Annotated in this window: 8 protein-coding genes; all 8 read left to right on the plus strand. The window is 73.0% G+C overall.

Annotation, left to right across the window (positions count from 1 at the left end):
• Nucleotides 1-18: 18 nt before the first annotated feature.
• The 8 genes from ACIBAF_RS29190 to ACIBAF_RS29225 all read left to right on the plus strand — a co-directional run bounded on the left by ACIBAF_RS29190 (nucleotide 19) and on the right by ACIBAF_RS29225 (nucleotide 12,893).
• On the plus strand, nucleotides 19-2,343 hold the full coding sequence (locus tag ACIBAF_RS29190; protein WP_399466959.1) for an anthranilate synthase component I: 2,325 nt from the start codon (nucleotides 19-21) through the stop codon (nucleotides 2,341-2,343).
• Complete coding sequence (locus ACIBAF_RS29195; RefSeq protein ID WP_399466961.1) at nucleotides 2,340-3,869, plus strand: AarF/UbiB family protein; 1,530 nt, start codon at nucleotides 2,340-2,342, stop codon at nucleotides 3,867-3,869. Before ACIBAF_RS29190 ends, ACIBAF_RS29195 begins: the two co-directional genes overlap by 4 nt.
• A gap of 122 nt (nucleotides 3,870-3,991) precedes the next feature.
• On the plus strand, nucleotides 3,992-5,593 hold the full coding sequence (locus ACIBAF_RS29200) for an MFS transporter (protein ID WP_399466963.1): 1,602 nt from the start codon (nucleotides 3,992-3,994) through the stop codon (nucleotides 5,591-5,593).
• A gap of 165 nt (nucleotides 5,594-5,758) precedes the next feature.
• Nucleotides 5,759-7,117: a TrpB-like pyridoxal phosphate-dependent enzyme gene (locus ACIBAF_RS29205; RefSeq protein WP_399466964.1), complete on the plus strand. Its 1,359-nt coding sequence runs from the start codon at nucleotides 5,759-5,761 to the stop codon at nucleotides 7,115-7,117.
• The gene (locus ACIBAF_RS29210; protein WP_399466966.1) at nucleotides 7,114-8,715 is read left to right on the plus strand and encodes an aldehyde dehydrogenase family protein; all 1,602 of its coding nucleotides are present in this window, start codon (nucleotides 7,114-7,116) and stop codon (nucleotides 8,713-8,715) included. Before ACIBAF_RS29205 ends, ACIBAF_RS29210 begins: the two co-directional genes overlap by 4 nt.
• A gap of 3 nt (nucleotides 8,716-8,718) precedes the next feature.
• The gene (locus ACIBAF_RS29215; RefSeq protein ID WP_399466967.1) at nucleotides 8,719-10,176 is read left to right on the plus strand and encodes an NAD(P)/FAD-dependent oxidoreductase; all 1,458 of its coding nucleotides are present in this window, start codon (nucleotides 8,719-8,721) and stop codon (nucleotides 10,174-10,176) included.
• Nucleotides 10,157-11,581, plus strand: a complete 1,425-nt coding sequence (locus ACIBAF_RS29220) for a flavin monoamine oxidase family protein (protein ID WP_399466968.1) — start codon at nucleotides 10,157-10,159, stop codon at nucleotides 11,579-11,581. The genes ACIBAF_RS29215 and ACIBAF_RS29220 overlap by 20 nt, the downstream gene beginning before the upstream one ends.
• A gap of 262 nt (nucleotides 11,582-11,843) precedes the next feature.
• On the plus strand, nucleotides 11,844-12,893 hold the full coding sequence (locus ACIBAF_RS29225) for a saccharopine dehydrogenase (protein WP_399466969.1): 1,050 nt from the start codon (nucleotides 11,844-11,846) through the stop codon (nucleotides 12,891-12,893).
• The last annotated feature ends 2 nt before the right edge of the window (nucleotides 12,894-12,895 follow it).

Raw genomic sequence — 12,895 nt, forward strand, 5'->3', positions numbered from 1 at the left:
CGTGGAAGGACCCACACGATGACGGCGACACCCACCGAACCCACGATGACGGCGACTGCCGTCCCCACCGGCACCCACACCGTCCCGGCGGCCTTCACCACGACCGCGGCGACAGCGGTGACCGCGGCGACGACACGGCGCTGGACGACTCCGGCGGGCGTCGGCGTCACCCGCCGCTCCCAGCCGCTGGACCCCGCCCTCGCCCAGGTCGAACTCGCCCGCCTGGAGCGCACGTTGGACTCCCGGCGGGGCCTGCTGCTGTCCGGACGCGCCGAACAGCCGGTCCGCTACCGGCCGTTCGACCTCGGGTACGCCGACCCGCCGCTGGAGGTGACCGCGCTCGCCGACCGCCTGCGGGTGCGGGCCCTGAACGAACGCGGCCAGGTGCTCCTGCCCGCCTTCGCGGACCTGCTCGCCGGGCACGGCGCACAGGCCGAGGCCGGGGCGGACACCGTCACCGTGGACCTGCCGGCCACGCCCCCGGCCGAGGCCGCCCGCACCGAGGAGGACCGCACACGGCGGCCCAGCGTCCTCACGCTGCTGCGGACCGTCGTCACCGGGCTGGCCGCCCCCGACGACCGGATCCTCGGCCTGTACGGGGCGTTCGGATACGACCTGGTGCTGTCGTTCGATCCGGTGCCCCTGCACCAGGACCGCGACCCGTGCGACCGCACCATGGTGCTCCACCTGCCGGACCGCGTCCTGCACATCGACCGGCACCGCGGCGGCGCCGTGCGCCACAGCTACGACTTCACGTACGCGGGCCGGACCACCGCCGGACTCGGCCACGCCACCCCGCCGGCCCGCCAGGCCCCGCCCGTCGAACCGGCCGCGTACCGCGACCACGCGCCCGGCGAGTACGCCGAGCTGGTGCGCCTGGCCCGGCAGCGCTTCCACGACGGCGAAATGTTCGAAGCGGTCCCCGGCCAGAGCTTCCACCGGCCCGGCACCGGCGCCCCCTCGGAGCTCTTCCGGCGGCTGCGCGAGCGCAACCCCGCCCCGTACGGGCTCCTCGCCAACCTCGCCGGCGGCGAGCACCTCGTCGGGGCGTCGCCGGAGATGTTCGTCCGGGTGGACGCGGCCGCCCGCACCGTCGAGTCGTGCCCCATCAGCGGCACCATCGCCCGCGGTCGGGACCCGCTGGAGGACGCCGAACGGATCCGCACTCTCCTGGACTCCCGCAAGGAGGAGTCCGAGCTGACGATGTGCACCGACGTCGACCGCAACGACAAGGCCCGGGTCTGCGTCCCCGGCAGCGTGGAGGTGCTGGCCCGCCGCCAGATCGAGCTGTACTCCCGGCTCATCCACACCGTCGACCACGTGCGCGGCCGGCTGCTGCCCGACCGCGACGCGCTGGACGCGCTCCTCACCCACATGTGGGCCGTCACCGTCACGGGCGCCCCCAAGCGGGCCGCCGTCGCCTTCATCGAGGAGCACGAGCGCAGCCCGCGCCGCTGGTACGGCGGCGCGGTGGGCCGTATCGGCTTCGACGGCGGCCTGGAGACCGCCCTCACCCTGCGCACCGTCCACCTCCACGACGGCATCGCGACGGTACGGGCGGGCGCCACGCTCCTGTTCGACTCCGACCCCGAGGCCGAGGAGGCCGAGACCCATCTGAAGGCGCTGGCCCTGCTGGACGCCGTCGAGAACGACGGCCGGCCCCCGGCGGCGCCGGTCCCGGCGAGCGCCGCACCGGCCGGCCCCGCGCCGCGGGTGCTGCTCGTGGACCACCAGGACTCCTTCGTCCACACGCTCGCCGCCTACCTGCGGCGCACGGGCGCCGAGGTGATCACCTACCGTGCGGGATTCCCGCCGCGACTGCTCGACGAGGTGCACCCCGACCTGCTGGTGCTGTCTCCGGGCCCCGGCCGCCCGTCGGACTTCGGCATGCCGGCACTGCTGGCGGCGGCACTGGAGCGCGGGCTGCCGATCTTCGGGGTCTGCCTCGGCCTGCAGGGCCTGGTGGAGCACTTCGGCGGGACGCTCGGCAGACTGCCGGTGCCGGTGCACGGCAAACCGTCCACGGTCGAGGTGCGGGCCGGCGGCGGCCTGCTCTTCAAGAACCTGCCCGACCGCATCCAGGCCGGCCGCTACCACTCCCTGTACGCCGAACCCGCGACGCTTCCCGCCGCGTTCGAGGTGACCGCCCGCACCGCCGACGGCGTGGTGATGGCCGTGGAGCACCGTGAACTCCCCATCGCGGCGGTCCAGTTCCACCCGGAGTCGATCATGACGACGCGCGAAGCGGCGGGCCAGACCTTGATCGCCAACGCGGTGACGGCCCTGACCCGCCCCCGAGCGACGAGCCCCGCCCCCCGCACCGCGACCCGGACCCCCCGATGAACCCCAACCCCCCCGAAACCGCCAACAGCCCCTCAAACCCCGAGAACGCTTCGCCCCCCGGGACCGCCAACAGCCCCTCAAACCCCGAGAACGCTTCGCCCCCCGGGACCGCCGACAGCCCCTCAAACCCCGAGAACTCCTCGAACGTCGAGAAGCCCGCAAACCCCGAGAACCTCTCGGACTCCGAGCGCGTCGGTCACGCCCACCGCCGCCACGCCCGGGACATCCCCACCTCCCCCCTCGCCCGCAACGCCCGTCTCGCCTCGCTTCCGCTCGGGTTTGCGGGGAGGTCCGCGCTGCGGATCGGGAAGCGGCTGCTCGGCCGGCCCGCCGACCTCATCGCCGACGAGCTCCAGCGCCGTACCGGACTGCACGTCTTCCGTGTCCTGGGCGAACTCAAGGGCGGAGCCATGAAGTTCGGGCAGATGCTGTCGGTGTACGAGGCGGCGCTGCCGCCCGAGGCGGTCGGGCCCTACCGCGCCGCCCTGACCCTGCTTCAGGAAGCCGCGCCCGCGTTGCCCGCCGACCGGGTCCACGCCGTCCTCGCCGCCGAGCTGGGCGCCCACTGGCGGGAGCGGTTCGGCGCCTTCGACGACACCCCGGCCGCCGCCGCCTCGATCGGGCAGGTGCACAAGGCGGTGTGGGAGGACGGCCGGAGCGTCGCGGTGAAGATCCAGTACCCCGGCGCGGGTGCGGCCCTGTTCGGCGACTACGCCCAACTCGGCCGTCTCATGAAGCTGTTCTCGGTCCTCACGCCCCACCTGGACGTCGGGCCGATCCTCGACGAGCTGCGCGAACGGGTCGCGGAGGAGCTGGACTACCGGCTGGAGGCGCAGGCCCAGCAGGCCTTCGCCGACGCCTACCGGGACGACAAGGAGATCCTCGTCCCCGAGGTGGTGGCCTTCACCGAGCGGGTGCTGGTCACGGAGTGGATCGACGGCACCCCGCTGTCCGCCGTCATCCGCGAGGGCTCCCGCGCCGAACGCGACGCCGCCGGCCTCGGCTACGCCCGTTTCCTCTTCTCCGGACCCCGCCGGGCCGGCCTCCTGCACGCCGACCCACACCCCGGCAACTTCCGCGTCCTGGCCGACGGGCGCCTCGGCGTCATCGACTTCGGCGCGGTCAAGCAGCTGCCCGACGGCTTCCCGCCCGCGCTCGGCACCCTCAACCGGCTCGCCCACCAAGGAGATTGGGAGACCGCCCACGAACTCCTCGTAGCGGAGGGGTTCATCAGAGCCGGCACCGCCCTCGACACCGCGGCCCTCGGCTCCCTGCTCCTGCCCATCGCGACCCCTTCGGCGGAGGAGACCTACCGGTTCACCCGGGAGTGGCTGCGCGAGGAAGTGGTGCAGGCACTCGACCCCCGGGAGGGCGGCATGCTGCGCCGCTTCAACCTGCCACCGGAGTACGTGCTGGTGAACCGCGTCGTCGGCGCCGCCACCGCCGTGCTGTGCCAACTGGAGTGCGAGATCCCCTTCCGCGCCGAGGCCGAACGCTGGCTGCCGGGTTTCTCGGAAGGGGCGTGATCGCGGGGAATGCGGCGGCGGTTTCGCGCCTCTTTCTCCATGAACCCCCTGAACGGCTCCTGAAAGGGCTGGCTCCCGCGGCCCTGCAAGGCGCCCGCTCCGTCCCCTTCGCTGGAGGCAGCATGACCACGCTCCGCCCACCGAACGCACTGCGCTGGTGGACCCTCGCAGTGGTATCCGTCGGCACGTTCATGCTCATGCTCGACCTGAGCGTCGTCTCCGTGGCGCTCCCCGGCATCAGGGGTTCCCTGCACGCGAGTTTCAGCGAGATGCAGTGGGTGTTCGACGCCTACGCGCTCACCCTCGCCGCCTTCCTCGTCATCTCCGGATCCCTCGCGGACCGCCGAGGCCGCAAGGCCGTGTTCCTCATCGGCCTGGTCGTCTTCACGGTGGCCTCGCTCGCCTGCGGTCTCGCCGACTCCATCGAGGTGCTGAACATCAGCCGCGGTGTGCAGGGCGTCGGCGCGGCGATCATGTTCGCGGTCGGTCCCGCGCTGCTCGGCCACGAGTTCCACGGCAAGGAACGCGCCGCCGCGTTCAGTGTGTTCGGCGCGGCGGTGGGCATCGCGGCCGCCACCGGACCGCTGATCGGCGGCGCCCTGACCAGCGGCCCGGGCTGGCGCTGGATCTTCTTCCTGAACGTGCCGGTCGGTGTCGTCACCCTGCTGATCGCCCTGCGCCGGCTGCGCGAGTCGCGGCTGGCCGGCAGCGCCGCCCCCGACTTCGCCGGCATGATCGTGTTCACCGTGTCCCTGGCCGCGCTGGTCCTGGCGATCATCCGGGGCAACACCGACGGCTGGCACTCGGCCAGCAACCTCGCGCTGTACACGGTCGCGGCGGTCTGCCTCGTCGTCTTCCTCGTCCTGGCCCGGTCCCGCGGCGAGCGCGCCATGATGGACCTGAGGATGTTCCGCAACCGGACCTTCGTCGGTCTGTGCGCGGTGACCTTCCTCGCCAACGCCGCGGGTCTCCCGCCGATCTTCATCGAGACCTCGTACCTGCAGAGCGTGCTGGGCAGTTCGGCCTGGGAGGCGGGCCTGAGGTTCCTGCCGCTGTCGCTCGGCATGTTCGTGTTCGGCGCGCTGACCGGCGGCCTGACCGACAAGGTCCCCTTCCGGATCATCATGGGAACCTCGCAGCTCGCCCTCGCCGTCTCCCTGCTCCTCACCCACCGCAGCGGCGCCACCGACTCCTGGACGGCGCTCGTGCCCAGCCTGGTCGTGACCGGCGCGGCCTTCGGCCTGTTCCAGCCGACCCGGGCGGCCCTGGCCATCGGCGTCGCCGAACCCGCCAAGGCCGGCGTGGCCTCCGGGATCAACGAGACGTTCCAGCAGGTGGGCACCGCCCTCGGGATCGCGGTCGCCGGCTCCTTCTTCGAGAACCGGGTGGCCGACTCCTTCGCCCACTCCACCGCGGCCGCCGCCCTCGGCGACAAGAGCGACGAGGTCGCGTCCGCCGTCAGCGCCGGAGCCATCGAGCCCGCCGCCCGGTCGGTGGGACCGGCCCTGCACGACCAGGTCCTCGCGGACGGACGCAGCGCGTTCACCGAGGGATTCCACCAGGCCATGACCCTGTGCGCGGTGCTCGCGTTCGCCGCCGCGCTCATCGCGGTCGCCTTCCTGCGCAACCAGGACCTGCACGAGAGCGCCCTGACGGGCATCCCGCCGGAGCTGCCGGACGGCGACGCGGAACACCACGACACCGCGGTCCGCACGCCGTCCTGACGCACCACCGCCGCAAGCCGCCACAACGAGCCGCCACAACGAGCCGCCACAACGAGCCGCCACAACGAGCCGCCACAACGAGCCACCGGAAAGCACCCGATCTCTCTCATCCACCACATCCACCGCATTCACCACGTTCACCACGTTCTCTAGGGGGAGCCCCGCATGAAGCACCAGGGCATATCCGAGCGCGTCGACCTTCCGATCGACCGCATCCCGACCCGCTGGTACAACGTGATTCCGGATCTGCCCCGGATTCCCGAGCGCTACATCGACAACGCCACCGGCAAGCCGGTCACCCAGGAGTGGCTGGAGCGGCTCTTCGTCAAGGCCATGGCCGCGCAGGAGAGTTCCCTCGAACGCTGGATCACCATCCCCGAGCCGGTGCGGGACGCCTACAAGCTGTGGCGGCCGACGCCGCTGGTGCGCGCCGTGGCGCTGGAGCGGGAGCTGGGCACCCCGGCGCAGATCTGGTTCAAGTACGAGGCGACCTCGCCCACCGGCAGCCACAAGCTCAACTCGGCGATCGCACAGGCCTACTACGCCAAGCGTGACGGCCACACCCGACTGGTCACCGACACCGGCGCCGGCCAGTGGGGCAGCGCCCTCGCCCTCGCCTGCCAGCTGATGGGCATCGACCTCACCGTGTTCATGGTGCGGGCCAGCTTCCACCAGAAGCCCTACCGCCGCCACCTGATGGAGACCTACGGCGCCACCGTGCTGCCGAGCCCCAGCGACACCACGGCGTTCGGCCGCAAGCTGCTCGCCGACTCCCCCAACCACCCGGGCAGCGAGGCCACCGCCGTCAGCGAGGCCCTGGAACTCGTCGACGCCGACGAGGGCACCCGGCTCGCCGTCGGCGCCTTCTCCAACCACTGCCTGCTGCACCACACCGTGATCGGCCAGGAGCTGCGCGAGCAGCTCGACGAGATCGGCCGCTCGCCCGACTACCTGATCGCCTCCGTGGGCTGCGGCTCCAACCTGGGAGGCTTCGCCATGCCGTTCCTGGAGGACAAGCTCAACGGCGCGGACATCGAGATCCTCGCCGCCGAGCCGGAGGCCTGCGCCCCGCTCACCCGCGGCGAGTACCGCCTCGACTGGGCCGACGCCGGCGGGCGCGGGCCGGGCGTCTACACCTACACCCTCGGCCACGACTTCGTGCCGCCGCCCATCCACGCCGGCGGCCTGCGCTACCACGGCTGCGCCCCGCTGGTCGGTCTGATGCGGCACGAGGGCCTGCTGGACGCAGTCGCCTACCCGCAGACGCAGGTGTTCGAGGCCGCGACGACCTTCGCCCGGCTGCAGGGCTACCTGCCGGCCCCCGAGAGCGCGCACGCCATCCGCGCCGTCATCGACAAGGCCCTCGACTGCAAGCGCACCGGACGCGAGGCCACCATCGTGTTCTGCTACAGCGGCCACGGCCTCCTCGACCTCGAAGCGTACGGCCGCTACAACGCGGGCCTGCTGCGCGACGTCGAGGAGGAGGACTTCACCGCCCCGAGCATGGAAGGGCTGCCGTCATGAGGTCCTACGCCCAGTACATAGACGGCAAGGACGTCGAGGGGCAGCGCTGGACGTACGTCGTGCGGGCCTCGGCGATGCTGCGCGACGTCGACAGCGCCTTCAACCTCAAGCGGGCCCTGGAGCTCGGCCGGTCCACCGAGCTCACCGACGACGTCGTGGCGCGCTGCGCGGTCGGCACCGTCGCCGACAGCGACCGCGCGCTCGAGGCCGCCCGCCGGGCGAGCCGCGTCTACCGGCTCCTCCCGCAGGAGACCCGCAGCCGGATCGTCCTCGACTTCAACGAGGCGCTCGCCGCCCGGGCCGACGAGATGATCGACATCCTGATCGCCGAAGGCCACCCCCGCCGGCTCGCCCAGTGGGAGGTCAGCGGCATGCTGCGGGGCACCGACGTGGACACCGTCCGCTGGTACGAGACCCAGCTGCACCAGTCCTTCGAGGTGGAGGGCAAACAGCTCGAACTCGTCCGCAAGCCCGACGGCGTCGTCTGCGTCAACCCCCCGCAGAACGCGGCCGGTTCGAACTCCACCATGGGCGTGTTCGCCCTGCTGTCGGGCAACGCGATCGTCGTCAAGGCGCCCCGCTCCTCCCCGCTGAGCGTGATGTTCCTCTTCCGCGACCTGCTCGCCCCGATCCTGGAGCGGCACGGCGCCCCGCCCGGCACCCTCAACGTGGTCTGCGGCAACGCGGGCGGCATCCTGCGCAGTTGGGTCACCAGCCCGCTCGTCGACGACATCCTGTTCTTCGGAGACAGCGAGGCCGGCCTCAAACTCGGCGAGGAGTGCCTGAAGAACGGCAAGAAGGCCGTGCTGGAACTGGCGGGCAACGACGGCTTCGTCGTGTGGCGCGACGCCGACCTGGACGCCGCCGCCCGCGCCCTGGAGGAGTGCTTCTACGGCTCCAGCCAGATCTGCATGGTGCCCAAGTACGCCGTCCTGCACCCCGAGATCGCCGACGCCTTCACCGAACTGTTCCTGGAACGCGTCCGCAAGCTTCGCCCGGGCTTCCCGGAGGACCCGGAGATCCTGCTCAGCCCGGTGCTGAAGGTCGACAAGTTCTTCGACTTCATCGCCGAGGCCCGCGAGGCGGGCGGCGATCTGCTGTGCGGCGGCGCCCGGGTGGACGTCCACGGGGAGCCCTCCACCCGAGGCATGTTCTGCGAGCCCACCGTGGTCCGCCTCCAGGGCCTGGCCCGGGCGGGCGGCCTCTCCTGCGTCCGCGAGGAGACCTTCTTCCCGCTCATCCCGCTCGTCGTCCCCGAGGCCGCCCCCGACGACCAGCTCTTCGACGACGTCGTCGAGTTCCTCAACAGCAACGCCTACGGCCTGCGCAACTCGATCTGGACGGGCGACCCGCACCTCGCCCGCCGCTTCGCCGAGGGCGTCACCAACGGCGGCCTGCTGAAGGTCAACGACTCGCACATCGGCTTCAACGCGATCCTCTCCACCCACGGCGGCACCGGCCGCACCGGCGGACCCTACGGCGAGCTCAACTACGCCGGACTGCGCACCTCCCACCTGCAGGGCATCGCCTGGGGCGACGGCGACCCGAGGCCGCTGGACCCGCGGGTCCTGGCCGCGGGGGAGAGGGCACGGGGCTGACCCATGGCCGTCAACGGCTCGAGCACGAGCACCCCGGGCGGCCCCGCGGCCGTCGAGCACTTCGACGTGATCATCGTGGGCGCCCGCTGCGCCGGTTCGCCGCTCGCCACACTGCTGGCGCGAGCCGGCCTGAAGGTGGCCGTGCTCGAACAGGCGACCTTCCCGAGGCCGACGCTCTCCTCCCACCTCCTGGAGGCGGACGGACTGCGGTTCCTGGGACGCCTCGGCGTGCTCGGGCCGGTCGAGAAGACCGGCGTGCGCTTCATGAAGCACACCGACACCCGGCTCGGCGACTTCCGGGTGCACGCCCGTTTCCCGCTCGCCTTCGACGACCCGGGCGGCGCCGCGTTCCTCCAGCGCCATCTGCTCGACACGATCCTCGCCGAGGCCGCCGTCGAGTCCGGCGCGGACGTCCGCATGGGCGCCCGGGTCGTCGAGATCCTGTGGCACCGCGGCCGCGTCTGCGGCGTACGCACCGAGAAGGGCGGCGTGACCGCACGGCTGCACGCACCCCTGGTCGTCGGCGCCGACGGCCGCTCCTCGACCGTCGCCTACATGTGCGGCTCCCACAAGTACAACGTCAACCACAACCAGCGCTCCTACTACTTCACCTTCTTCGAGGGCGCCGACCCGGCCTACGACGACCTGTTCGTCTTCCACCGCTGGGGCGACCGGATGGTGTGGGCGGGGCCCGCCGACAACGGGCTCTACCTCGTCGGCGTCTCGCCCGAGCAGCACGAGCGCGACTACTTCCGGCGCGACACCGAGGCCGGGCTGCTCGCCCACATGCGGGCCTGCGAACCCACCGCGAAGGCGTTGGCCGGCGCCCGCATCGCGCAGAAGATCTCCGGCATCGTCAAGTTCGACGGCTACCTCCGCCAGGCCTCGGGGCCCGGCTGGGTGCTCGTCGGAGACGCCGGCCACTTCAAGGACCCGTCGGCGGGGCGCGGCATCGGCGACGCCTTCCTCCAGGTGGAGGCCCTCGCGCCGGCGATCGTCGCCTCCCTCGACGGCTCGGGCCACGGCGGCGCCGACGAGACGATGCGCCGCTGGGGCACCTGGCGGGACCGCCGCTTCGAGGGCCACTACTGGCTCGCGACCACCCTCGGCGAGGCCGGCCCGCTGCCCGGCGCCGTCCCCGAAGCGCTCAGGCGCCTCCAGGAACGCGGCCAACTCGACCGGTTCTTCGACCTGTTCAGCCACCGCTCGCGCTACTACGACGTCTTCCCGCTGCGTGACATGGGCCTCGCCACCGCCCGCCGTCTGGTGGCCGGCACACAGCCGCGCGGCCCGCTCCTCAAGGAGACCCTCGGACTCCTCGCCCGAGAACCCCGCCGTCGGTGGATCAACCGCCGCCCGGCGCTCGCCTCGTCCGATCTGACGGCCCCGCCGGCCGCCCGGACACCCCGTACAGCGCAACCGGACAGGAGGGAGACCGCGGATGCGGCACGTAACGGATGAGCCCCGGATGGAGGCCGACGTGGTCGTGGTCGGCGCCGGCCTCGCCGGGCTGACCGCGGCCCGTGAGCTGACGGCCGCCGGCTGGACCGTCCGCCTGCTGGAGGCCCGCGACCGCGTGGGCGGCCGGCTCAAGGGCCTGGACCTCGGCGACGGCAAGGCGGCCGACCTCGGCGGCGAGTACTTCGGCGACAAGAGCACCCTGATCGCCGAGCTGGGCCGTTCGCTCGGCGTCGAGGGCTTCCGCACCTACGACGAGGGCCGCAGGCTCACCTTCGTCGGCGGCCGCAGGCACGCGTACACAGGCCTGTTCCCGTGGCGGCTCGCGCCGGCCACGCTCGCCGACTTCGGCCAGGCCGTCCTGCGCATCGAACGCCTCTGCCGCACGGTCCCGCCCGAGGCTCCCTGGCTGGCGCCGGGAGCGAAGGAGCTGGACAGCCAGACGTTCTGGTCCTGGTGCCGGCGCAACGTGGCGACGCCGACGGCCCGTGAGTTCCTGTCGATGGTGACGGAGGCCGCGTACTGCGCCTCGCCCGCCGACCTGTCGCTGCTGCACGTCCTGTACTACGCGAACGCCTCCGGCGGCTTCCGCTACCTCCTGGAGATCAGCCGCGGCATCCAGCGCTACCGCTTCGAGGGCGGCGCGCACAGCATCCCGCAGAAGCTCGCCGCGACCCTCACCGACGAGACACGCCTCGGCGCGGTCGTCCGCCGCATCGAACAGCGCGCCGACTCGGTCGTCGTCTCGGGTCCGGGCTTCGAGGCGAGGGCCCGCTGGGTCGTGGTGGCCGTCCCCCTCACCCTCTCCGGCCGCATCGAGTACGCGCCCGCGCTGCCCGGCTACCGCGACCAGCTCACCCAGCGCATGCCGGCCGGCGCCGCACTCAAGTGCCTGGCGATCTACGACGAGCCGTTCTGGCGCGCCGACGGCTTCAGCGGCCAGGTGACCACCAGCGACGGCCCCTTCCGGGTCGCCCTGGACACCTCGCCGCCCGGCGGCAGCCCGGGCGTGCTGTCCGCCTTCGTGACCGGCTCGGCGGCCCGTGAGCTGACGCGCCTGCCCGCACCCGACCGGCGTACCGCCGTCCTCGGCGCACTGACCCGCGCCCTCGGCCCGCGCGCCGCGAAACCGGCCGACTTCGTGGAACAGAACTGGCTGGACGAGGAGTTCACCCGAGGCTGCTACCACGGCTTCGCCCCGCCCGGCGTCTACACGTCCTACGGCCCCGCCCTGCGCGCCCCCATCGGCCGCATCCACTGGGCGGGCACCGAGACCGGCGTGCACCAGATGGGCTCCATGGGCGGCGCCGTCGACTCGGGCCTGCGGGCAGCGCGAGAGCTCTTCGCCCGCGCGGCCGGCGACCGCGACCCGGGCGCGGCGATCCTGGGAGCGGTGGGCCGTGGCTAGGGCGTGTTTCGAAAGTCCCGTCTGCCCGGCGACGCCCGGCACGCCCTCCCCCAGAGGGGAGACCCCCAGCCGCGTTGTCGGGATCGCCCCCATACAACCAGTATCGGGGCGACCCTCCGCCTTGCGATCGCACGGACCAGACGCCGCCGGGCCCGCCCTGCGGGCGGACGACGCTACTTTCGAAACGCGCCCTAGTCGCCCGACCGCCACGAAGCCGGAGGCCGTCCCGGCGGAGCACGCCCTGGGCGAAAGCCTGCTCGTCGTGGGCGGATACGGGCTCGTGGGCGCCCAGGCGGCACGGCTGCTGCGGCGTCGCAATCCCGGGCTGCGGTTGCTGATCGGTGGGCGGAACCCGGACCGGGCAAGGGAGTTGGCGGCCTCGCTCGGCGCGAGCGCCGTCGCCGTCGACGCGTCGCGGCCGCGTCCGCTGGCGTCCCTGCCGGAGCGGCCCGCCGCGATCCTCGCGGCGGTCAGCGACGGGGACGACCACCTCGTCACCGACGCGATGCGCCACGGCATCCCGGTCGCGGACATCCACCGGGCCTCAAACGCCGACGTCCTCGACGTCTGCGTGGCCGCGGCCCGGGAACAGCCCACCGCCGCCGTGCTGCTGTCCGGCAGCTGGTTCGCCGGGCTCGCCGCCCTGATGACCGCCGCCGTCGTGCGCGAGCTCGGCGGGGCGGCCGACCGGGTGGACATCGTCGTCCTGGCCTCCTCCGACGACCAGGTCGGCCCCGACTCCTGGGGTTTCGGCGAGCGGCTGGCCTGGCCGTACTACCCCATGCGCGAGGGCCGTCGGCGTCCCGTGCAGCCCATGACGGACCCCCGCCGGGTGCGCTGCGCGGACGGCGCCGTACGCCCCGCCGCGCTGGTGGGGACGCTGGAACAGACCACCGTGCCGGTCACCCTCGGCGTCCCGACGGTCCAGACCCGGATGGCGCTGCAGAGCCCGGCCTCCCTGCGCGCCCTGGTCGGCCTCAAGCGGTCCGGGACCCTGCGCGCCCTCGCCCGCCCCGCCCTGCGCGGGGTCCGCGCGGCCCTGCTGGAGCGCCCCGGGGCAGGGGACTTCGCCGGACTCACGGTCACCGCACGCGGCCTCGGCCGGACGGCGCGAGTCGATCTGCTGGACCCGCGCGGCCAGGCGCACCTGAGCGCCGTGGGCGCCACGTGGGCCGCCGAACAGGCACTGGGCGCCCAACTGCCGGCCGGAGTCTCCTACCCGGAGCAGTCCGCCCGGCCCAAGGCGGACTTCGACCTGCTGCGGCAGGCCCATGTCCAGGTGCGACTGACCGGCTTCACCGAGGAATTCTGACC

Source organism: Streptomyces sp. NPDC051677, from assembly GCF_044453465.1.
Classification (GTDB): Bacteria; Actinomycetota; Actinomycetes; order Streptomycetales; family Streptomycetaceae; genus Streptomyces.